Origin of the sequence: Planotetraspora mira (assembly GCF_016863275.1) — a bacterium.
GTDB classification, from domain to species: Bacteria; Actinomycetota; Actinomycetes; order Streptosporangiales; family Streptosporangiaceae; genus Planotetraspora; species Planotetraspora mira.
On the sequence record NZ_BOOO01000035.1, the window covers coordinates 56,416 to 75,181 of the forward strand.

20 protein-coding genes are annotated in these 18,766 nt (G+C 69.4%); 9 read left to right on the plus strand and 11 right to left on the minus strand.

Going from position 1 to position 18,766, the window contains the following annotated elements:
* Positions 1 to 53: 53 nt before the first annotated feature.
* On the plus strand, positions 54 to 530 hold the full coding sequence (locus tag Pmi06nite_RS29275; RefSeq protein WP_203956373.1) for a DUF302 domain-containing protein: 477 nt from the start codon (positions 54 to 56) through the stop codon (positions 528 to 530).
* 43 nt (positions 531 to 573) lie between these two features.
* Here the strand turns inward: Pmi06nite_RS29275 and Pmi06nite_RS29280 are convergent, their stop codons facing one another.
* The 5 genes from Pmi06nite_RS29280 to Pmi06nite_RS29300 form a co-directional block, all read right to left on the minus strand.
* Entirely contained in the window at positions 574 to 1,932 is a 1,359-nt protein-coding gene (locus Pmi06nite_RS29280) for a pyridoxal phosphate-dependent decarboxylase family protein (RefSeq protein WP_203956374.1), read from the minus strand.
* A 147-nt stretch (positions 1,933 to 2,079) separates the two neighbouring features.
* Positions 2,080 to 2,757, minus strand: coding sequence for an alpha/beta fold hydrolase (locus Pmi06nite_RS29285; protein ID WP_203956375.1), 678 nt, complete (start codon positions 2,755 to 2,757; stop codon positions 2,080 to 2,082).
* Positions 2,758 to 2,828: 71 nt separating this feature from the next.
* Positions 2,829 to 5,534 (minus strand): helix-turn-helix transcriptional regulator, encoded by a 2,706-nt coding sequence (locus Pmi06nite_RS29290; RefSeq protein WP_203956376.1) that lies wholly within the window; start codon positions 5,532 to 5,534, stop codon positions 2,829 to 2,831.
* 74 nt (positions 5,535 to 5,608) lie between these two features.
* On the minus strand, positions 5,609 to 6,433 hold the full coding sequence (locus Pmi06nite_RS29295) for a helix-turn-helix transcriptional regulator (protein WP_203956377.1): 825 nt from the start codon (positions 6,431 to 6,433) through the stop codon (positions 5,609 to 5,611).
* 133 nt (positions 6,434 to 6,566) lie between these two features.
* Positions 6,567 to 7,382, minus strand: a complete 816-nt coding sequence (locus Pmi06nite_RS29300; protein ID WP_203956378.1) for a helix-turn-helix domain-containing protein — start codon at positions 7,380 to 7,382, stop codon at positions 6,567 to 6,569.
* Positions 7,383 to 7,611: 229 nt separating this feature from the next.
* Here Pmi06nite_RS29300 and Pmi06nite_RS29305 point away from each other — a divergent pair, with 229 nt between their 5' ends.
* Both Pmi06nite_RS29305 and Pmi06nite_RS29310 read left to right on the plus strand, forming a co-directional pair.
* Positions 7,612 to 7,845, plus strand: a complete 234-nt coding sequence (locus Pmi06nite_RS29305; RefSeq protein ID WP_203956379.1) for an SHOCT domain-containing protein — start codon at positions 7,612 to 7,614, stop codon at positions 7,843 to 7,845.
* Between the two features lie 245 nt (positions 7,846 to 8,090).
* Positions 8,091 to 8,540, plus strand: a complete 450-nt coding sequence (locus Pmi06nite_RS29310) for a hypothetical protein (RefSeq protein WP_203956380.1) — start codon at positions 8,091 to 8,093, stop codon at positions 8,538 to 8,540.
* A 72-nt stretch (positions 8,541 to 8,612) separates the two neighbouring features.
* Here the strand turns inward: Pmi06nite_RS29310 and Pmi06nite_RS29315 are convergent, their stop codons facing one another.
* Complete coding sequence (locus Pmi06nite_RS29315) at positions 8,613 to 9,350, minus strand: SDR family NAD(P)-dependent oxidoreductase (protein WP_203956381.1); 738 nt, start codon at positions 9,348 to 9,350, stop codon at positions 8,613 to 8,615.
* A 147-nt stretch (positions 9,351 to 9,497) separates the two neighbouring features.
* On the opposite strand from Pmi06nite_RS29315, the gene Pmi06nite_RS29320 reads away from it, so the two are divergent.
* A complete protein-coding gene (locus Pmi06nite_RS29320; protein ID WP_203956382.1) occupies positions 9,498 to 10,145 on the plus strand; it encodes a TetR/AcrR family transcriptional regulator in 648 nt (215 codons plus the stop codon).
* Between the two features lie 57 nt (positions 10,146 to 10,202).
* On the opposite strand, the gene Pmi06nite_RS29325 is transcribed toward Pmi06nite_RS29320, so the two are convergent.
* Positions 10,203 to 11,324: an FAD-dependent monooxygenase gene (locus Pmi06nite_RS29325; protein ID WP_203956383.1), complete on the minus strand. Its 1,122-nt coding sequence runs from the start codon at positions 11,322 to 11,324 to the stop codon at positions 10,203 to 10,205.
* A 92-nt stretch (positions 11,325 to 11,416) separates the two neighbouring features.
* On the opposite strand from Pmi06nite_RS29325, the gene Pmi06nite_RS29330 reads away from it, so the two are divergent.
* Positions 11,417 to 12,055: a TetR/AcrR family transcriptional regulator gene (locus tag Pmi06nite_RS29330; protein ID WP_239114275.1), complete on the plus strand. Its 639-nt coding sequence runs from the start codon at positions 11,417 to 11,419 to the stop codon at positions 12,053 to 12,055.
* A gap of 90 nt (positions 12,056 to 12,145) precedes the next feature.
* On the opposite strand, the gene Pmi06nite_RS29335 is transcribed toward Pmi06nite_RS29330, so the two are convergent.
* The gene (locus Pmi06nite_RS29335; RefSeq protein ID WP_239114276.1) at positions 12,146 to 12,592 is read right to left on the minus strand and encodes a carboxymuconolactone decarboxylase family protein; all 447 of its coding nucleotides are present in this window, start codon (positions 12,590 to 12,592) and stop codon (positions 12,146 to 12,148) included.
* Positions 12,593 to 12,678: 86 nt separating this feature from the next.
* Between Pmi06nite_RS29335 and Pmi06nite_RS29340 the strand changes: the two genes are divergently transcribed.
* Positions 12,679 to 13,548 (plus strand): sigma-70 family RNA polymerase sigma factor, encoded by an 870-nt coding sequence (locus tag Pmi06nite_RS29340; protein WP_203956386.1) that lies wholly within the window; start codon positions 12,679 to 12,681, stop codon positions 13,546 to 13,548.
* Between the two features lie 108 nt (positions 13,549 to 13,656).
* On the opposite strand, the gene Pmi06nite_RS29345 is transcribed toward Pmi06nite_RS29340, so the two are convergent.
* Both Pmi06nite_RS29345 and Pmi06nite_RS29350 read right to left on the minus strand, forming a co-directional pair.
* Positions 13,657 to 14,457 (minus strand): alpha/beta hydrolase, encoded by an 801-nt coding sequence (locus Pmi06nite_RS29345; RefSeq protein ID WP_203956387.1) that lies wholly within the window; start codon positions 14,455 to 14,457, stop codon positions 13,657 to 13,659.
* Positions 14,458 to 14,468: 11 nt separating this feature from the next.
* Positions 14,469 to 15,356 (minus strand): alpha/beta fold hydrolase, encoded by an 888-nt coding sequence (locus Pmi06nite_RS29350; protein WP_203956388.1) that lies wholly within the window; start codon positions 15,354 to 15,356, stop codon positions 14,469 to 14,471.
* Positions 15,357 to 15,523: 167 nt separating this feature from the next.
* Here Pmi06nite_RS29350 and Pmi06nite_RS29355 point away from each other — a divergent pair, with 167 nt between their 5' ends.
* Together Pmi06nite_RS29355 and Pmi06nite_RS29360 are read left to right on the plus strand one after the other, a co-directional pair.
* Complete coding sequence (locus Pmi06nite_RS29355; protein WP_203956389.1) at positions 15,524 to 16,099, plus strand: TetR/AcrR family transcriptional regulator; 576 nt, start codon at positions 15,524 to 15,526, stop codon at positions 16,097 to 16,099.
* A gap of 214 nt (positions 16,100 to 16,313) precedes the next feature.
* Positions 16,314 to 17,012, plus strand: a complete 699-nt coding sequence (locus Pmi06nite_RS29360) for a hypothetical protein (RefSeq protein WP_203956390.1) — start codon at positions 16,314 to 16,316, stop codon at positions 17,010 to 17,012.
* Positions 17,013 to 17,148: 136 nt separating this feature from the next.
* On the opposite strand, the gene Pmi06nite_RS29365 is transcribed toward Pmi06nite_RS29360, so the two are convergent.
* On the minus strand, positions 17,149 to 17,634 hold the full coding sequence (locus Pmi06nite_RS29365) for a carboxymuconolactone decarboxylase family protein (protein ID WP_203956391.1): 486 nt from the start codon (positions 17,632 to 17,634) through the stop codon (positions 17,149 to 17,151).
* Between the two features lie 198 nt (positions 17,635 to 17,832).
* Here Pmi06nite_RS29365 and Pmi06nite_RS29370 point away from each other — a divergent pair, with 198 nt between their 5' ends.
* Positions 17,833 to 18,765: an RNA polymerase sigma-70 factor gene (locus Pmi06nite_RS29370; protein WP_203956392.1), complete on the plus strand. Its 933-nt coding sequence runs from the start codon at positions 17,833 to 17,835 to the stop codon at positions 18,763 to 18,765.
* The last annotated feature ends 1 nt before the right edge of the window (position 18,766 follow it).

An 18,766-nucleotide genomic window follows, 5' to 3' on the forward strand; every position in this document is an offset into this window, starting at 1 on the left:
AAAGCGGCCGCCGAAGACGATTGCTCAAACGAAAGGTTGCTCCAGTGGTAGAAGTGACCACACGAACGATCTCCATTCAACACATCACAATCGTGTCGAATAAGTCCTTCGAGGATACGAGATCGGCTTTCGAGAAAGCGCTCGGCCGGCTCGATGAAAACGTCTTCGTGCTGTTGCGGAACGGGCAGGTCGACCGCGCCATGGAGGTCCTGGAGAGCCTGCCGCCCCTCGTGATCGCCGGCGTCCGGGACCATGGAATCCTGCTGAAAGTCTGGGGCCAAGACCGCAAGGCGCTCAAGTACGACTGCGGAAACGCGCTGACCGCGACCAAAATGACGCGTCATCAACTGTCCGCCGGCCTCTACGCACCCCTCCGCGTCCTGCTGCGGGAAAGCGGCGAAGGCGAAGTCGCATTCGAATATGACCGTCCGAGCGACGTTTTCGGGCAGCTCGGCGACTCAAACGTGGACGCAGTGGCGAAAGACCTCGACGTCCTTATCGAAGACACCCTCCGCGAGGTGGCCTCTTGAACGCCTGCACCGGATGGAATCGCCGGTTGTCGGCGGACAGGTCCTAGGAGGCGAGGCGGGTGATCGCGGCGATCGACCGGTCCACGTCCGCCTCGGTCGTGGTGGCGTTCGACACCGAGATCCGCATCAGCCGCCGCCCCCGCCAGGTCGTACCGCCCGCCCAGCAGGTGCCGTCCGCCTGCACCGCCGCCACCACCCGGTCGGTGCGCGCGTCGTCGCCGAAGTCGACCAGCACCTGGTTGAGGACCACCTCGTTCGGCACCTCGAACCCGGCCGAGGTCAGACCCTCGGCGAAGCGGCGGGCCAGCGCGCAGCACCGGTCGACCAGTTCCGCGACCCCGTCGCGACCCAGTTCCCGCAGTCCGGCCCACACGGCGAACCCGCGGGCCCGGCGCGAGGATTCGGCGGTCAAGTCTGCGCCCGCCGGTGTGCCGCCCGAACCGACCAGGTAGGCGGCGGCGTAGGACATCGCCGCCGCGTGCACGTCGGGCCGGGCACAGAACGCGAAGGCCGAGTCGTACGGAAGATTCAGCCATTTGTGACCGTCGCAGGCCCAGGAGTCCGCCAGTTCCAGCCCGTCCACCAGATGGCGGGTCGCCGGGCTCGCCGCAGCCCACAGCCCGAACGCCCCGTCCACATGCACCCACCCGCCGTGCCGGTGGACCAGTTCGCACGCCTCCCGTAGCTGGTCGCAGGCGCCGGTGTTCACGTTGCCGGACTGGAGACACACGATCGTGGGGCTCGGGGAGCCGGCGGCCAGCACCTCCCGCAGCGATCCGAGGTCGATGGCGCCGTTCGGCCCGGCAGGCACGGGCTCCACCACGTCCACCCCGAGGCCGAGCAAACGCAGCGACCGGTCGATGGTCCCGTGTCGCTCGTCTCCGGCGATCACCCGAATCGGCGGCGCTCCGAGCAGCCCACGCCGCTCCACGTCCCAACCCACGTCCGCCAGCACCTGGTGCCGTGCGGCGGCGAGCCCGACGGTATTGGCGGCTTGGCAGCCTGTGACGAAACCGGCCGATGCGGACGGCGGGATCCCCAGCAGCTCCTTCAGCCAGGTGCCGGCGGCGGCCTCGGCTGCGATGGCCGCCGGCGACGTGACGGCGTTGTGTGCGTTCTGGTCCCAACCGGCGGCGAGCATGTCGGCCGCGGTCGCCGCCGGCAGCGCGCCGCCGATGACGAACCCGAAGTATCGTGGGCCGGCGCTTGCGACCAGACCGGGCTCGGCTGCAGCGAGCAGGTCCGTCAGCACCTGCTCCGGTGTCGAGGGAGCGGAGGGCAACGGGCCGGAGAACGCGTCGACCAACGCGCTCTGGTCGATCGGCGCTCCGACCAGCCGGTCAGGCAACGACCGCCGGTAATCGGATGCGTGGTCGGCGGCCAAACGGAACAGACGACTCATTTCCTCCACCGACGCACCTTATCCCGGAGCCCGTCGACGGCGATCTCGACCGTCACACAGGGCCACCGATCGGGACCGCCGGCAGATCGCCCAAGGCGGCCGAGGCCGGTCGGCGGTCCTTCTGTGCGATCCCGATGGCGGCCGTGATCAGGAGGCGGCGGCCTGGCGGATGAGGTCGGCGACCGCGGCGGGCTGCGACAGGTAGACCGAGTGGCTGGCCGGCGTCTCCGCTACGGTCGCCCCGGCGCGCTGCGCCATGACGTGCTGGGCGGGCGGCGGGATCATCCGGTCGTCGGTCGCCACCAGGTACCAGGACGGCTTGGCGCGCCACGCGGGTTCGCTGACCGTGCCGCCGAGGGCGTCCACACCCCAGGGGACCTGCGAGTCGGCCATGAACGCCGCCTGGCCGGCGGGCAGGTCCCCCGCGAACGCCGCGGCGAACTTGTCCCGGTCGAGGAAGAGGAAGCCGTTCACCGGGGGCAGGATCGGCGGGACGGGCGCACCGGGCGGCGGGTCGGCGATGAGCGTGTTGACCGACTCCCCCTTGTCCGGGGCGAAGGCCGCGATGTACGCCAGTGCCGCGACGTTGGGGTGCGTGCCGGCTTCGCTGATGACGACCCCGCCGTAGGAGTGGCCGACCAGGACGCAGGGGCCGTCCAGGCCGTCGACGACCTGGTGGGTGGCGGCGACGTCGCCGGCCAGGGACAGGGTCGGGTTCTGCACGACCGACACGCGGAAGCCGTCGGCGACGAGCAGGTCGTAGACGGCCTGCCAGCCGGAGCCGTCGACGAAGCCGCCGTGGACGAGCACGATGTTGCGGATCATGGCGTTCCTCTGCGAGGGGGATGGGGCGGAACAGTCCCACGGTAGGAACCGGGCGCCTCCCCTCGCGTACGTCAAATGATGTAATCGCCCGCCCGTGCGGTCATGAGGCGGCTCAGTTCGCCGCGGGTGGTGATGCCGAGCTTGGGGAAGATGCGCGACAGGTGGGTGCTGACCGTGCGGGGTGAGACGAACAGCCGCTGGCCGATGTCGCGGTTGGTCAGGCCGTCCGCGACGAGTTGGGCGATCTGGAGTTCTTGGGCGGTGAGGCGGTCGCGGGTGTCGTGTTTGCGGCGGATCCGCTCGCCGCTCGCGCGTAGTTCGCGTAGGGCGCGTTCGGACCAGGGCACTGCGCCGTGGGCGTCGAACGCCTCGGCCGCCGCGCGTAGCGGGGTTCTGGCTTCGGCGGGACGGCGTTGGCGGCGCAGCCATGCGCCCCATGCGTGCCGTAGTCGCGCCCGTTCGAACGGCCAGCCGACCAGGTCGTCGCGCAGCGCTCGTGTGAACAGTTCCTCAGCGGTTTCGTCGGGTGCGGTGACGGCTTTGACGTAGGCGAGTGCCACGTGCCCGATCGGCGAGCCGCTCTCCTCGATGATCGGGGCCAGTTCGTCGGCGAGGGCGCGCAACTTCTCCTGGCGTCCGCTGAGCAGTGCCGCCTCCGCCAGGTGCGGCAGCGCCCATAGGCGCATGTACTGGTTGTAGCTGATCTCGGTGGGATCGAAGATCGGGCGTAGTGCGTCCCAGGCCGCGTCGTAGCTTCCGTCGGCCAGTTCCGCGGCGCCGCGGGCGAGTTGCACGAGGGCCAGCATGGGGTGCGCGCCCGCTGACAGGAACGCCCGTTCGGCCTGTGCGGCGAGGTCGCGTGCGGTGGAGGTGTCGCCGCGCAGTGCGTGGATCTCGGCGGATACCGCGTCGACGGTGAGCATCCACTGGGGCTGTCTGGTCTCCATGGCCAGTGCCCTGGCCTCGGCGGCGGCGACGATCCCGAGCCGGGTGTCGGCGAGGCGCGCCGCCAACGTCGCCTGCCCGACCAACGCCTGCGCGAGCAATCCGAACGGCCCCCGCGCCCGCATCCCCGCGATCGCCTCCGCGTACAACCGCGCGCCCAGCGGGAACACCCCGACCGCGTTCGCCGCCATGCCCAGCTGTTGCAGGTCGGGCGGGCTGACCCAGCTCGCCCTGCTCAGCGCGTCGAGCCGGGAGAGCGACTGCCTGCCGCGCTCCACCGGGGCGATCAGCGCGAGCGACGTGACGATCTGCGGGTGGTCTGGGGGCACGTCCAGCCGTTCGATCGCGGCGAGCAGGGGCGCGCGGTCGTCCTGCGTGGGGTTGGAGAAGAACCAGCGCATGCTGACGGTGGCCAGCCAGCGCAGCGCGATCGCCGAGCCGTCACGTGCGCGCATCTCGTCGAGGAACCCGGCGAGGTCGGACAGCCGGTCCACGCCGGTCCACACGTAATGCAGGGCGATGCCGCGGATGTAGGCGAGCCTGGACCGGTCGATCGGAGCGAGGTCGGCGTCCTCCGCACGGCCGACGAGGCGTTCCAGGGCGGCACGGTCACCGAGATCCATGGCCATGATGGCGGCGTCGACCAGTCGCGCGCCCCGGCGGGCCGGGTCGGCGCTGAGGTAGGCGGCGCGCTCCAGCGCCTCCAGCCCCGACGCGCCCCTGGCGTTGGCGCGCATCGCCGCGGCGGCGAGACTGGCGGCGATGTCGTCGTCGTAGGACGTCGCGGCGGCCGCCCGGTGCCAGATCCTGCGATCGTCGTCATCGGCCAGGACAGCGGCCAGCGCGGCATGCGCGTCGCGTAACCGGTCGCCCCCGGCGGCCTGGACGATCGCCGACCTGATCAGCGGATGCCGGAACCCGACACGCACAGCATCGGCCACGACCAGCCCCGCCCGGATCGCGGGAACCAGCGCGGCCCCTTCGATCGGCGCACCCGCCAGCAAAGACGCGGCCCGCGTGTTCTCCTCGATCGCGTCGTCCTCATTGACGGCGGCGACCAGCGCCAAAATCCTCGTCTCCTCGGGCAACACCGCGAGCGCCTGAGCGAACGCACGCTCCAACCGCTCCGTCAACGGCAGCCTGCTGGAGGCCAGCAACTCCTGGTCCTGCCGGGACGCCAGCGCGGCGAACTCCATCAGCGCGAGCGGGTTGCCCGCCGCCTCCGCCAGCACGCGGGCGCGCAGCGCGATGCCCAGGTCGGGCGCGACCCTCGCCAGCAGCTCCGCCGCCGCCTGGTCGGTCAGCGGCGGCACCGTCAGCGTGGGCAGCCCTGACGCGGCGAGCCTGGCCTGCGCGTCGGCGTCGTCGCGCAGGGTCGCCAGCAGCACCACTGCGTCCGAACGCAGCCGGCGTCCGACGAACGCGAGCGCCTCCCAGCTCGGCTCGTCCAGCCAGTGCGCGTCCTCGACGACGACCACCACCGGCATGTCGACCGCCAGGGCCGACAGCCGATGCAACACCGCCATCGCGGCGCGGAACGGCTCACCCTCAAGATCCCCCGGCCCGAACCCGACCCCCGCCAACAGCCTGCGCAGACCCTCGTACGGGACCTGAGCCTCGGCGGCCACACCGGTCGCGGTCAGCACACGCACACCCCTGACCGCGGCCTCGGCCGCGGCGACTCCGAGCAAAGCCGACTTGCCCACACCCGCCGCGCCGCTCAACACGAGCGCGCCCCCGCCCTCCTTCAAACCGTCCAACAACGCCATCAGGTCACGCAGCTCGGCGTCCCGTCCCACGAGGGCGTGCGGTGTCACGAGGACGATGCTCACACCGCACGCCCCGCCCGTCCAATCTCTTCCCCCGCCCTGCCGCGCACAGGGCGGGGGAAGAGAGGTCAGCCTCGCTACGTCGCCAAGCGACAACGCTCACGGTTTGCGCCCAGCCGGGCAAGGGCCTGTTCGGACGGGCTGCCCGGCTCGGCCTGGAATACGACGAGTTTCTGGCTGGGAGCGCTGTCGACGGTGAACGTCTGGTAATGCAGGCTCAGGCTTCCGACATCCCGGTGGTACAGGTGTATGGCGTTGTTCGTGTCCGTCCATACGTCGTGGTTGGCCCACATTCGACGAAAGTCCTCGCTTTCACGCGAGAGTTCCTCGACCAGTTCGAGCAGCGCCGGGCTGGGATCGGCTCCCGCTGCCGCGCGCAGATGGGCGACTCTGGATCTGGCCTGATCTTCCCAGTTCACCCACAACTCGCGGATCCTGGGTTCCAGGAAGGTCAATCGGATGATGTTGTCGTTGTGCAGCAAGTTTTCGTGGAAAGCATCGATCAGCGGATTCTGGGCCAGAACGTCCAGAAGGTGATTCATGACGAACGCCGGGCCGTCGCAGTTGTCCAGGAGTTGCAATACGTCCGGATGAACCCGATCCATGTGCCGAGCACGCCCGCGATCACATGTCGTGTGTGCGAGGTCGTGGAGGTGCTGAGTGGCCTCGGTGCCCAGTTGCAGAACCCGCGCCAGGGCGTCGAGGACTTGATCGGACGGATTACGCTCCCGGCCCTGCTCAAGACGCACGTAGTAGTCGCAGCTGACACCGGCCAACATCGCCACCTCTTCGCGACGTAAGCCCGGCGTCATGCGGCGATCGCCCGCATGCCGGAGCCCTACCTGATCGATGGTCGTGAGTCGGCGCCGAGCGCGGAGGAACTCACCCAGACGGCTTCCCATGCCCCGATAATAGGAAACTGCAGGTCAAGGCCGCGGAAAGTGCCGAATTAGCCCCCGGTTCTCGCCGCTGAACCGCTCCGGTGGATCACGCCGCCGCGTCGTCGGCGGACCGTCCGAACGCGGCCCCGGTTGTTCAGCCGTGATCGTCGACGAGCGCCCTCAGCCGGTTCAGAGCATGCTCGGATGGACTGCCGGGCTCGGCACGGCCGATCACGAGATTCTGGCCGGGGGAACTGTTGATCGCGAATGTCTCATAGAGAAGGGTTATTTCACCGACTTTGTGGTGTCGGTAGCGAATCGACTCATTTGTTCTGACCCGCACGTCATATCGGTCCCATATTCGCCGGAAGTCCTCGCTTATGAGTGAGAGCTCATCGACGAGCGCGAGCACGCGCCGGTCGTCGCATTCGGCTCCCGCCGCGGCTCGAACGTGGGCGACCCTGAATCGGGCCTCTCGTTCCCAGTCAAGGTAGAACTCGCGTGACGCGGGATCGAGGAAGACCAGCCGTACCAGGTTGTCGCTGTACTTCAGCCCTCCGTGGAGGGCCGCGGCCAGCGGATTCCTGAACGGCACGTCCATGCAGCGATTTGTCGTGAAAACCACCCAATGGTGCAAATCTTTCGCGAGATGCGCCACGGTCGGGTTGACCTGATCGATCGGCCCGCGCCTGCATGCCCGGGGGTGGGCGAGTTCGTGAAGGTATTCGGTGGCCTCGGGGCTGAGTTGGAGGACCTGAGCCAGGGCGTTGAGCACCTGAGCCGAGGGGTGGCGTTCCCTTCCTTGCTCAAGCCGGGTGTAGTAGTCGATGCTCAGGCCGGCCAGCATGGCGACCTCGTCGCGGCGTAATCCAGGCGTCCGTCGGCGATCGTCGACGCGCGGGAGACCCACCTGCTCAATCGTCGTGAGGTGGCGTCGAGCGCGAAGGAACTCGCCCAGGGGATTGCGCATGGCAGACACAGTAGGAACCCAATGGTCAAAACAATGCAAACAGCGCGACGGAGCCTGGAAGCGGGATCCGGCCGTCCCTCCGTGACGTCTGGCGTGGCGGCTTCCGGCGCCGCCACCTCTAAGGGTGGCAATGCCACACCCAGGCGAATCGCACCCTGGCGCCCCCTGAGCCGCGTGCTCGACCATGAGTACACGGCATCGGAGAGATGCGTTGATCGGAGGGAGCCAGATGGACCTGTACGGCATCACATTCAGCCAGGAGGAGTTCCTCTTCCTCCTCATCACGGTCCTGTTCTGGGTGGCCGTCATCGGCGGCGCCGGGGCCGCACTCCATGCGAAGGCTCGCGCCTGGAGGTCGAGGACTCCCGAGGAGGCCCTCTTCCAGAGGTTCACCGCCGGAAAGATCGACGATGACGAGTACCGACACCGCCTTGAGGCGCTCCGCGCCGTGATGGGCTCATAAAGGCGACCCTGCCCCTGACCACAGTCCCTGAACAGCCTGAGCGCCCCGAGCGATCATCGCTCGGGGCGCTCTTGTCGTGCGTCCGATCCATGACGATCGTCAGGGGTGAAGACACGATGGCGGCCACTTATCCCGCGCACGTGCTCACTGTGCCGGCGGCGTCCAGTGCGTGCGTCCTCCGGGGTGTCTGCGGGGCTGGGGCGATCGCTAGGGTGGTAAGCCGTCCCCGCCCTGGAGAAGCCGTCATGACCACGCCTGAGCACATCACGACCTGGCGCGACGCTCGCTACGACATGCCCGTCGCCCAACAGTTGGAGCGCTACGACAAGTTGGCCGCCCAGGACGCGTCAGCTCGCGCCCGGGTCGAGCTGGTGGCCCGTGGGATCTACGACCCCGCCCGGCATGGAGCCGAGGACCGGCCTCCGCTCACCGTGGCGGAGCACGTCGAGTTGCTGGCGCTCGCGGAGTGCATCGCGCGCACCGTCCGCCATCCCGCCAACATTCACCACGCGCTGCTGGCCGGGGTCACCTGGGCCTCCATCGCCGGCGTCATCGACTCCGACGAAGGCACCGTCCGGCGGGACTACCAGCAGTGGGCTGACGACCAGTATGACCTCCACCGGCAACACCCTCACCTCGGCATGACCGCCGACGAGTACGCCGCCGCGACCGCCAGAGTTCAACGGCAGAGCTGATCACCCGAAGCCCGTCCACCGTCTCCGGAGGCATTCGCGGGCTCGATGTGTGCCTGCGCCGGTGCCGTTTCCCTAGCGGGTCTGGTCGGTCGGGCGGATGAGGATCTCGTTGACCGCGACGTGCTCCGGCTGGGTGACCGCGTACACGACGGCATCGGCGATGTCCTCCGGCTGCAGGGTGCGCATGGAGGCGCCGATGTTCTTGGCGGCGGCCTGCATCGCAGGGTCGGTGATGTGGTCGGCCAGTTCGGTGGCGACGAAGCCGGGTTCGATGACCACGACCCGCACGCCCTGAGCGGTGACCTCCTGCCGCAATGCTTCGGAGAAGGCGGTGACGCCGAACTTCGTCGCGGCGTAGACGCCGTTGCCGGCCGACGCGGTCCGCCCCGAGGTCGAGGAGACCTGTACGACCGCGCCCCTGCGCTCCAGCAGGTACGGCAACGCCGCGTGGACCGTGTACATCGACCCGAGCAGGTTGGTCTCGACCATGCGCGTCCATTCCGCGGTGTCCGCACCCGCGATCGGACCGGCGAGCATCACCCCCGCGCTGTTCACCAGGATGTCCAGGCCGCCGAAGTGCTCGACGGTCGCGGCGACCGCGGCCCGCACCGACTCCTGGTCGGTCACGTCCAGTTCGAGGGCCAGCACCTCACCGGGCGCCTTGCGCGCCAAAGACGCCAACCGGTCGGCCCGCCGGGCCCCGACCGCGACCCGGGCCCCCTCCGCAGAGAGGGCCAACGCGGTGGCCTCTCCGATGCCCGACGACGCACCCGTGACGAGGACGACCCGTCCATCCAACGTGCTGCTCATATGCTTCCCTCCATGGGGGCTCACAGGTTCCCTAGCCCGCTGACCATGGGGAATGGTCTAAGCGGACCGGCTGGTCACATTAGCGTAGCACCGAACCGGACCGCTCGGTCATCTTAGGGACTAGGCTGATGAGCGGAAGGGAGGCACATGACTGGAACGACGTCCGCCGTCCCGTCGCGCAGTGACGCGGTGCGCAACCGTCGACTGCTGTTGGACGCCGCGGCCAAAACGTTCGCCGAGCGCGGCGTCGAGGTGTCCATCGGTGAGATCGCGCAACGTGCCGGGGTGGGGAAGGGCACGGTCTTCCGCCACTTCTCCTCCAAGGAGGAGCTACTGGCGGCGATCATGCTCGGCATGCTCGACGAACTCGTGGACACCGGCACCGCGCTGCTCACGGCCGACGATCCCGGTTCGGCGCTGCGAGAGTTCATGGCCGCCGGGGTGCAGAGCCTCGTCACGGATCGCGCGTTCTGCGAGGTCATCGGACGCCCGTCCTTGCAGCACCCGGAGGTGCGTGACGCGATCGATCGCCTTTGCGATGTCGCGGAAGCCCTCACCGCCCGCGCCCGCCGACAGGACATCGTCCGCCCGGACGTCACCGGCACCGATGTCGTCCTGCTGCTGGGCGGCATCCACCACACGGCGGCGCCTCTCCTCATCGCTGAGCCGCAGGCATGGCGCCGGTACCTCGAACTGGCCCTCGACGGCATCACCATCCCCACGGAGCGAAGGCTTCCGCACCCGCCGCCGCACCGCCTGCCCCTGACCACCCCCGACCCCGACCCCGGGCGCTGATCCAGCGAGCAGGATGCGCCGGGCGGAGCAGGGCGAAGCCAGGCGCGGCCCGGGGTGTCACCGACGGCTGAGCCAGACCCGCGCGGCGAGGTTGCGGGCGGCGATGCCGAGCCGTGTCTTGGGGATGAGCAGCCCTGCGGCCCGGCCGATGTTGCGCTGCTTCGGGTCGACCAGGGTGCGGTGCTCGGTCTCATAGCGGCGGAACGCCCCCGCGTGGTCGGCCGTTTCCGCGGCGAGCGCCTTGGCGAGGGCGTGGGCGCCGGCGATGGCGAGGCTGGAGCCGTCGCCGAACAGCGACACACACGACGCCGCGTCGCCGAGCAGCGCGATGCGGCCCTTCGCCCAGGTGGGCAGGCGCACCTGGCTGACTGAGTCGAAGTACAGATCCTCGGTCTTCTGGAGTCGCTCGAGCAGTTCCGGCACTCGCCAGCCGGCGCTCGCATACGCCTCGGTGACGATTTGCTTGTGCTGCTCGGTGTCGCGGTAGTCGAAGTCGCTGATCGCCGGGCCGCGGAAGATGAAGGCGGCCAGGGCGTGGTCCCGTGACGGGTGGATGGAGACCAGCCTGCCAGGGGTGTTGTACATGAGCACGTCGTGCGGATGATCGACCGGGCCGCCGAGGGGCATGGTCGCGACGTAGACGCCCATGTGCCGCACGAAGTCGGGCTCCGGGCCGAACGCCAGTCGCCGTACCGTGGAGTGGAGCCCGTCGGCGCCGACGACCAGGTCGAAGCGGCGCGGTGCGGCGCGGTCGAACGTGACGTCGACGCCGTGCTCGTCCTGCCGCAGCGTGACGATCGTGTCGTCGAACAGGAACTCGGCGTCGTCCCGGGCGGCCTCATAGAGGGTGGCGGCCAGGTCGCCGCGCGGGAGTTCGACCTCCCGGGTGCCGGTGGCGCTGCGGGTGGCGGGCATGGGCACGCGGGCGATCTGCCGTCCGGAGGCGTTGACGACGCTCATCGTGGTCGCCTGGGTGGCGACATCGCGCAGGCGGGGCATGATGCCCATTTCTTCGGCCACGGGCAGGGCGGGGCCGCGAACGTCGACAGGGTTGCCGCTGGAGCGCAGGCCCTGCGACCGCTCCACGACGGTGGGCTGGAACCCGTGGCGGGACAACCAGTAGGACAGGGTGGGGCCGGCGACGCCGCCGCCGGAGATCAGCACGCTACGAGGAGACATGGCCACACCATAACCGCACTCAATGCAGATTTGCAATGAGTGCTGACTAGCGTTGGATGCTTATCTGCGTCGAGTGCCGTATGCTCGGTCACGTGTCTCTTCGTGACCGTAAGCGGGCCCGCACCCGCCAGACCCTCGTCGATGCCGCGACTGAGCTGTTCGAGCGCAACGGCTACGACGAGACGACCATCGCCGACATCGCCGCCGCGGCCGACATCGGCACGCGCACGTTCTTCAGCTACTTCGCCAGCAAGGAGGAGTTGCTGTTCCCGGAGAGCGATGCGCGGGTGCAGGCGGCGATCGAGGCCATCGGGTCGCGCGGTCCAGACGACGGACCCGCCGAGGTGCTCCTGCGGGCGCTACACGAGGTCGGCGACGACAACGACGACATGGCGAGCCGGCTCGCCGCGCTGCGGCTGCGGTTGGTGCGGACCGTGCCGGCGGTACGCGGGCGCATGCTGCAGATCCAGCTCGACGCGCAGCGTGAAATCGCCAGGCATCTGGCCGCGGCGTTCCCCGGCCGGCTCGACGAGGTGAGCGCGGCGGCGCTGACCGGAGCGTTCGTCGGCGCGGTCACGGGCGCGCTGCAGGTGCTGCTCGACGACCCCGACAAGCTCGGAGACCCGGCCGCGGTGCAGGCGGCCGTCCGCCGGGCGACGGACGTGGCGCTCACTCCATGGCTGCGGGCGTCAGCGTGGACGGTCGACCGCCTGCCGCACGGTACGGCCTGAGCTTTTCACGAGCGGTCTCGCCCGGACGGCATCGGGAGGCGTCGCCGAAGCGGCGCGGTCACCGGGGTGGCCGCGCCGCCGTCGCCAAGCTCAGGGCTTCCACTCGCCGGCCACCTGGCGGGTGGCCACGTTGAGCCGGTTCCACACGTTCACCGCGGAGATCGCGATGAGCAGCGCGGCCAGCCCCTGCTCGTCGTAGTGCCGGCCGGCCTCGGCCCAGATCTCGTCGGACACCGCGTCCGAGCGGTCGGCGATCCGGGTGACCGCCTCGGTGAGCGCCAGCGCGGCCCGCTCCGCCTCTGTGAAGTAGGGCGCGTCCTGCCAGGCGGCCACCGCGAAGATCCGCTCGTCGGTCTCGCCTGCCTTCTTGAGCTCGTTCGCATGGATCTCCACGCACACGCTGCAGCCGTTGATCTGGCTCGCCCGCAGGTGAGTCATGGCCAGCGTGGTGGCCGGCACGCCGAGGTCGTCCGCGGCGGTGCCGTAGGCGTAGAGACCCTTCATCGCCGCGGGAATGAGAACGGCCGGGTTCGTCATCCGTGCCTGCATAATCGCTCTCCCTGTCATATCGGTTGGATTTGGTTCGTCATCGTTATGACGGATGACGACGGAGGAACCTGACAGTGGATGAGCACGACTTCCTTGCCGAGCGGTTCGAGGCGCATCGCGATCACCTGCGTGCGGTGGCCTACCGGATGCTGGGTTCGCTGACCGAGGCGGATGACGCCGTCCAGGAGGCGTGGCTGCGGCTGGCCCGTTCCGACACCGGCCAGTTGGCGAACCTGAGCGGCTGGCTGACCACCGTGGTCAGCCGGGTCTGCCTGGACATGCTGCGCTCCCGTAAGTCCCGGCGCGAGGAGCCGCTCGACACGCACGTGCCGGATCCGATCGTGGCGTCCGCCGACCCGGATCCGGAGGAGGAGGCGGTGCTCGCCGACTCGGTGGGGCTGGCGCTGCTCGTCGTGCTGGAGACGTTGACCCCGGCCGAGCGACTGGCGTTCGTGCTGCACGACATGTTCGGCGTGCCCTTCGACGAGATCGCCCCGATCGTCGGGCGTTCTCCGGCGACCGCCACCCAACTGGCCAGCCGGGCGCGTCGCCGCGTGCGGGGCGCCGCGCTGCCGGACGCCGGCCTGCCCGCGCAGCGTGAGGTGATCGACGCATTCTTGACGGCGGCGCACGCCGGCGACTTCGAGGCACTGGTCGCCGTCCTCGACCCGGACGTCGTGCTGCGGGTGGATTTCGGCGGGGCGGGACCGTCCGGGCTGATGCGCGGCGCGGCGGTGGTGGCCAAGCAGGCGCTGCTGTTCTCCGAGGGTGCTCCATTCGTCCGCCCCGTCGTCATCAACGGCGCGGCCGGGCTGGTCGCGATGCCCGGTGGGCGACCGGTCACGGTGTTCAGTCCCACCGTCCGCGGCGGCAAGATCGTCGAGATCAACATCCTGGCCGATCCCGAGCGCATCGCCCAGCTCGACCTGTCCGGACTGGAGTGAGGCTCAGTTCCTGTGCCCGCAGTCGCCCGCGCCTGTCAGCTCCCGGGCGTCGTCGACCAGGCCGCATGCCCGGCGATCGGGGGACGGATCGCCGGGGCATGCGGCACTTCACCTCAGCTGTGCACGGTCCTGCCGGCGCACCCACTCGAGGACCGTTTCCGCCACCTCCCGCCAGCCCCTGTCGAACACGAGTGAGTGCCCACGCCCGGGAACGGGCCGATATTCGGTGTTGGTTCCCGGCTTGTAAAGAGCTGCGGCCTGACGTGCGACGATCTCCGGGACCGTATGGTCGCGCAGCCCGCCGAGGATCAGGAGCGGCCCGCGATCGCTGTCGTCGAGATCGACGAGCGCCGGTGACGCCGGGTCCTTCTTCGCGGCCGTCAGCTCGAATATGGGCCGTCCCGGCCCGGGGATCGCCCACCGTTCGTAGAGACGGTCGGACTCGGCCTGACTGATGGCGTTCCCGAACCCGTACCGGAACTGGCGATGCGTGAGCATCACCGATCGTCCGGCGTTCTTCTTACTGCGGAGAACCGGGAAACCCGAGCGGATCTGGGCGAACGGCAGCGCTCGGACACCTTTGACCGGCGCGGGGTCGATCGCGACGGCACTCCTGGCAAGCCCCGCCGCCAGCAGCTTCTGCGCGATGAGCCCGCCGAACGAGTGCCCCACGACCACCGGCGATTCCGGCAGCCCCGCGATGTACTCCGCGTAGTGGTTCGTCAGGTCCTGAACGCCGAAGCCGGCCACACGCTCGGGTGCTTCCCGCGTCTGCGCCACCGTGTCGCCGTCCCCGGGCCACCCGGGTGCCGCGGCCTGGTAGCCCGCAGAGGAGAAGAGATCCAGCCATGGTTCCCATGCGGCGGAGTGGATCCACAATCCGTGGATGAAAACGACGTGCCCAGCCATCTCGACTCCCGTTACCGCACCGACGCGGCGGCACGCTCGATGATCGTCGTGACAGCCGCGGGGGTCTCGAGCATCGACAGGTGACCGGCCCTGACCGTTTCCACCTTCCCGTGCGCGCGTGTCGCCATGGCCTGCTGCTCGGCGGCGGGGATCACCTGGTCGGCGGTGCCGATCAAGAACCAGCTGGGCAGCGTCTTCCACGCCGGCTGTCCGGACTTCTCCTGAACCGCACCGGCCGCGATCGGCGCCTCCGATGCTGCGAGCATCCGGCCGACGCTGTTGGGAAGGCGACCGGCGAAGGCCTCGGCGAACAGGGCGCGCTTGACATAGAGGTCGGGGTCACCCTGCGGGCTGGACGGGTCCTGGACGGCGTCGAAGACCGACTCGATCGGCCCGGCGAGGGCCGAGCCCGGCTTCGCGGACGCGAGATCCACCGCCGACTCTCCCGCGTCGGGCGCGAAGGCGTCGATGTAGACGAGCGCCTTCACCCGCGGCGTCCGGAGGGCGGAGTTGGTGATCACAGCACCGCCGTAGGAGTGCCCGACCAGCACGACCGGTCCCGAGGTCGCCTGGTCGACGAAGGCGGCCACGGAGTCCGCGTCCGACGCGAGTCCGCGCAGCGGGTTCGGGGCGTTGAGCACGTTGTAGCCATCGTGCTGGAGCCGAGCCGTCACCGGCGCGAAACTCGACGCATCCGCCCATGCCCCATGGACCAGGACGATGGTCGGCTTGGCGTGGCCGGTGTGCTCGGCCGTCGAACCCGCGATGGCGGCGGACGAGGACGCGTGTGTCGTCGAGGGTGCGGCGGACGCGATCGCAGCGGGTGTGACGCCGAGAGCGAGGGCAGCGGCGCCGACGGCGACGGCTCGCCGTCCCCACGTACGTTGACGGATGTTCATGTCGTGCTCCGTTCGGGGGAGGTCGCTCGTGGAGCAACCGAGAGAGAAAGAACGATCGTTCTTTTACGAGAAGAAGCGAAGCAGCACGAAGACGTAAAGTCAAACGAAGGTGAGCCTCGGCACAGCGAGAGAGAAAGAACGATCGGTCCTGGTGTTATGCTGGGACGATGAAGAGCAGCCGCGAGTCGCCGGCGTCGGGGCCGCGACAACACCTGTTGGAGACCGCGAGCCGACTGTTCTATCTCGAGGGCATCAACGCCGTCGGCGTCGATCGCATTTTGCAGCAGGCAGGCGTGACGCGCGCCACGCTCTACCGCCACTTCGCCGGTAAGGAGGCCCTTGTCGTCGCCTACCTCGAGCGGGAAGACGCCTTGATACGCCATCACCTCGAGGCCGCCGCCGACCGGGCGGTCTCGCCCGACCACATGCTTGAACTCGTGATCGAGGGCATCGCCGAGGACGCGTGGCGGCATCACACGCGGGGCTGTCCGTTCATCAACGCGACCGCCGAATTCCCCGATCCGGCAAACCCCGTCCGCCAGGTGGTCAGTCGGCACCGCGTATGGTTCCGCGCGGTCCTCGAGGAGTACTTGACGGCCGCCGGTCGGGAGGACTCCGCCATCAAGGCCGACACGCTCGTGATGCTGCGCGACGCGGTCCTCGTAGGAAGCTACCTCGACGACAGTGAGGCCAGCCGCCGCACCTTCCTGCGTACGGCACGCTGCGCCGCCGGTCTTCCCTAGCGCCGTGACCAGAAACGATCATCGGGATGCAAAGCCCGCGGAAACGTGGCGGACAGGGGACTCGAGCCTGTGAAGACCTGTCGGCCGCGAGTTCCGTACGTGGCGACGTGGTGCCGGATATCCGGCACCACCTGATTTGATCGTGGCGGTACCGGCAGGCGATCATCGCGGGATGGCCGTTCCATTCCCCTTGCGCGAGTCATTGCATAGTCCGGTGTTCTGGGCGCGGTACACCTTCGCCCACGAGGACGGCCCCGGAGCCGATCGGCTCGGCGACCTCGAAGAACTGCTCGGCGATGACCTCGACGACGAAGAAGACCAGAATCCGGACGATACGGCGCTCGATGTGGAGTTCGACGTCGGCGGCGGCCACCGCCTACTGCTGACTGTCGACAGCCAGGTCGACTCCTACAGTCTGGGGATCGCCGCCCCGGACTCGGCCGACACCGCGGAGTTGGGCTGGGACGACCTGGCGCACTGGCATCCATACGCGCTGCGCTGGGTCGAACTCGACCTGATCTGCCGGGCGGTCGCGGCCCTCGACCCACAGTTCCGGCACCCCGGGGCGCCACTGGCGCTGCTCTGCCGGTTCGCCGCAGTCTTCGAGGACGACGACGTGGACGGCGCCCTCGCCGCCGTAGACGCGGCGTACGCCTCGCTACGCCCGCAACAGTGGGACGGCTACTGGCCGTGTGGCGCCGACTGGCTCGAACGTGCGGACTTCCGGGGTCAGAACGTGGTCTGGCAGCGCGACCAGGCCGGCAACCTGTGGGCCCGTCAGGAGGACGACCACGAGGCGGACTTCTACAGCACCCGCGTGGAACCGGCAGCCGGTACGGATCATTTTCCGCACGCCCGGCTACGGGCCCTGCTGTCCGCGGCCGCTGCCACGCTGAAGACCAGCGTGGCCTGATCAACGCGATCCCCGGGTGCGGCCAGGCGTAGAAGCGTGGCAGACGGGCCTGCCGGAGGACGGACGGACAGCCCGGACATGCGCGGGCCCGGCCCGGATCGAACGATCCCGGGCCGGGCCGCGATTCTCCTGCCGATCAGCTGGTCAGGCCGGCGAACATGCCGGGCTCGTAGGAACCTCCCTGGTTGCGCACGATCACGCCGAGCCGGTTGGCCGCGTTGATCATGGCGACCAGGTAGACGAGCGCGGCGATCTGATCGTCGTCGTAGTGCTTGCGCACCTGGGCCCAGGTCTCGTCGGACACGCCGTGGTACGCGTCGGCGAGTCGGGTGCCCTCCTCGGCGAGCGCCAGTGCGGCCTGCTCGGCCTCGGTGAACACGGTGGACTCGCGCCAGGCGGCGACCAGGTGGAGCCGGACGGCACTTTCGCCGCCGGCCGCGGCCTCCTTGGTGTGGAAGTCGACGCAGAATCCGCAGCCGTTGATCTGGCTGGCGCGCAGCATCACCAGTTCCTGAGTGGCCTTGGGCAGTGGTGACTGCTGGATCATCAGACTGACGTTGGCGAACCGCTTGCCGATCTTGGCGCCGATCTCGTTGGTGACCAGGTTGAAACGGGGTTCCATGGCTTCGTCCTCACTCGTGGAGCGGCGTGCCGCGCGGATCGTCCGCGCGGCGTCTGACGACCAAGAGATGCCGATGCCTCGATCCCTGTGACACCGCGGCAATGTGACGTGCGCCACTGATCGGGGGTGTCACAAAGCGGCGGGGACCGGCGTCTTGTGCGTGTGGCACAGTCGAGTGGCGACAGGCAGGAGCCGGCTATGGGCGAGGGAACAACGGACGCGGCCGGGCCGCTCGCCGGTGACGGCCACACGGACTCCGCCATCGAGGCCACCGAGGCGTTCGTCGCCCACCGGAACCTGCTGTTCACCGTGGCCTACGAGATGCTCGGCTCGGCCGCCGACGCCGAAGACGTCCTGCAGGAGACCTGGCTGCGGTGGACGGGCGTCGATCTCGATGCAGTGCGGGATCAGCGTGCCTATCTGGTCCGGATCACCACCCGGCAGGCGCTGACCCGGCTGCGTACGCTTCGCCGGCGCAAGGAGTCCTACGTCGGTCCCTGGCTGCCCGAGCCGCTGCTGACCGCGCCCGATGTCGCCGAGGACGTCGAGTTGGCCGACAGCGTCTCGATGGCGATGCTGCTGGTGCTGGAGACGCTCGCGCCGACCGAGCGGGCGGTGTTCGTGCTGCGCGAGGTGTTCGACCTGGAGTACGACGAGATCGCGCAAGCCGTCGACAAGAGCCCGGCAGCGGTCCGTCAGATCGCCCACCGGGCACGGGCGCACGTCGCCGCGCGCCGACCCCGCGGGCTCGTTTCTCCGGCCGAGACCCGCGACGCGCTCAAGGCTTTCCACCGGGCGGTCGAAACCGGCGATCTGCAACGCCTGCTCGACCTGCTCGCGCCGGACGTCGTCTTCCTGGGCGACGGCGGCGGAGCCGTGCAGGCCGCGCCGGCGCCCATCGTGGGGGCCGCCAGGGTGGCCCCCCTGGCCGCCGGGCTGAGCAGGTTCGCCGCGGCGTCGCTGCAGCCGGCACAGGTCAATGGCCACCCGGCGCTGATTCTCCGGCTCAACGGCCAGGTCGACACCGTCATGGCGGTGCGCATCGACGACGGCCTCATCACCGGGCTCTACGCGGTGCGCAATCCCGCGAAACTGTCGCACATGGAGCGGGAGACCGCCCTTCGCCGCTGAG

Excerpts from the sequence above, each read along its gene's own strand:
- Pmi06nite_RS29280 (WP_203956374.1), bottom strand. The coding sequence starts at position 1,932 with ATGAGTCGTCTGTTCCGTTTGGCCGCCGACCACGCATCCGATTACCGG.
- Pmi06nite_RS29285 (WP_203956375.1), bottom strand. The coding sequence starts at position 2,757 with ATGATCCGCAACATCGTGCTCGTCCACGGCGGCTTCGTCGACGGCTCC.
- Pmi06nite_RS29295 (WP_203956377.1), bottom strand. The coding sequence starts at position 6,433 with ATGGGAAGCCGTCTGGGTGAGTTCCTCCGCGCTCGGCGCCGACTCACG.
- Pmi06nite_RS29300 (WP_203956378.1), bottom strand. The coding sequence starts at position 7,382 with ATGCGCAATCCCCTGGGCGAGTTCCTTCGCGCTCGACGCCACCTCACG.
- Pmi06nite_RS29305 (WP_203956379.1), top strand. The coding sequence starts at position 7,612 with ATGGACCTGTACGGCATCACATTCAGCCAGGAGGAGTTCCTCTTCCTC.
- Pmi06nite_RS29310 (WP_203956380.1), top strand. The coding sequence starts at position 8,091 with ATGACCACGCCTGAGCACATCACGACCTGGCGCGACGCTCGCTACGAC.
- Pmi06nite_RS29315 (WP_203956381.1), bottom strand. The coding sequence starts at position 9,350 with ATGAGCAGCACGTTGGATGGACGGGTCGTCCTCGTCACGGGTGCGTCG.
- Pmi06nite_RS29320 (WP_203956382.1), top strand. The coding sequence starts at position 9,498 with ATGACTGGAACGACGTCCGCCGTCCCGTCGCGCAGTGACGCGGTGCGC.
- Pmi06nite_RS29325 (WP_203956383.1), bottom strand. The coding sequence starts at position 11,324 with ATGTCTCCTCGTAGCGTGCTGATCTCCGGCGGCGGCGTCGCCGGCCCC.
- Pmi06nite_RS29335 (WP_239114276.1), bottom strand. The coding sequence starts at position 12,592 with ATGACGAACCCGGCCGTTCTCATTCCCGCGGCGATGAAGGGTCTCTAC.
- Pmi06nite_RS29345 (WP_203956387.1), bottom strand. The coding sequence starts at position 14,457 with ATGGCTGGGCACGTCGTTTTCATCCACGGATTGTGGATCCACTCCGCC.
- Pmi06nite_RS29350 (WP_203956388.1), bottom strand. The coding sequence starts at position 15,356 with ATGAACATCCGTCAACGTACGTGGGGACGGCGAGCCGTCGCCGTCGGC.
- Pmi06nite_RS29355 (WP_203956389.1), top strand. The coding sequence starts at position 15,524 with ATGAAGAGCAGCCGCGAGTCGCCGGCGTCGGGGCCGCGACAACACCTG.
- Pmi06nite_RS29365 (WP_203956391.1), bottom strand. The coding sequence starts at position 17,634 with ATGGAACCCCGTTTCAACCTGGTCACCAACGAGATCGGCGCCAAGATC.
- Pmi06nite_RS29370 (WP_203956392.1), top strand. The coding sequence starts at position 17,833 with ATGGGCGAGGGAACAACGGACGCGGCCGGGCCGCTCGCCGGTGACGGC.